The following is a 926-nucleotide window of genomic DNA, read 5'->3' as shown; positions in this document are numbered from 1 at the left end:
CGCATCATGCTCGGCGTCAGCTCCCAACGCGTCTACCAGATCACCCACTCACCCAGATTCCCCGAACCGGTGGCACGTTTGTCCAGCGGCTGGGTATGGCTCACCGACGACATCGACCAGTGGATCGCCCAGCATCGCCCGCACCTCGTAGGAAACCCCCGCCGTGACACGCCTGGATGTCTCCCCTGATCCGCCCGGACCATAGCCGCCCCCTTCGCCACCGACGTTGATCAGCAACCACTGTACGCAGGACAACCTGTCGTGTATAAACGTGCGTCATGAAATCCCACGCCATCCGGCTGGCCGGCCCCCACGAGGTCTGCCTCATGCTCGGCGGGGTGTGCCGGCAACGCCTCAACCAACTCGCCGCCAAACCGGGATTCCCGCCACCGCTGACCACCCTGGAGATGGGACGCATATGGCTGACATCCGAGGTCGAAGCCTGGATCGCCGCCCACCCGAACCCCCGCGCCGCCCGCAACCGCCCGACCTGACCAGCACAATCGCATGCCGGCTTTCCCAGCCGACAACTGCGCTGACACACCAACCAGGCCCACAGGCGGTAGGTGAGCGGTCGACGGGCGGCGCCGTGAAACTTCGTCCCGGTCAGGGCGGCGAGATGATGGCACGCGGGCGGGGTCGCGGACGGTCCGCGGCGGCTGGGACACTTCGGACATACGCGGCTGGGACGTGGAGCTCGCCGACCTGCGGCAGCGGGTCGAGAACCGCCTCTATGGCTCCCGCCTAGCGGTCGCGCAGTGGCAACACCGTGGCGAGCAGTTGGACAGCGCCGAGACGAACATCCCTGATGAACGCTTCGACGTCGCGGACCCGCCCGCCGACGCCCCGTCCGCGTTCACCCAGCTCGCCCACCGTGTCGAGTCCGGCAACCTCACCTGGGAGGACGTCTGGTCCGGAGCGGTTGA

Annotated in this window: 3 protein-coding genes; all 3 read left to right on the top strand. The window is 67.6% G+C overall.

The genetic code is table 11. The features are described 5' to 3' along the window. A partial coding sequence (locus IEY73_RS34010) for a helix-turn-helix transcriptional regulator (RefSeq protein WP_229716418.1) occupies positions 1-189 on the top strand: 189 nt, incomplete at its 5' end. A gap of 89 nt (positions 190-278) precedes the next feature. Beyond that, positions 279-494, top strand: coding sequence for a helix-turn-helix transcriptional regulator (locus tag IEY73_RS32705; protein ID WP_189083220.1), 216 nt, complete (start codon positions 279-281; stop codon positions 492-494). Positions 495-690: 196 nt separating this feature from the next. Continuing rightward, on the top strand, positions 691-926 hold a 236-nt coding region (locus tag IEY73_RS32700), incomplete at its 3' end, for a hypothetical protein (RefSeq protein WP_189083219.1).

It is taken from the genome of Mangrovihabitans endophyticus, assembly GCF_014646155.1.
Lineage (GTDB): Bacteria > Actinomycetota > Actinomycetes > Mycobacteriales > Micromonosporaceae > Actinoplanes > Actinoplanes endophyticus.
This window is presented reverse-complemented; position numbering and strand designations above follow the sequence as displayed.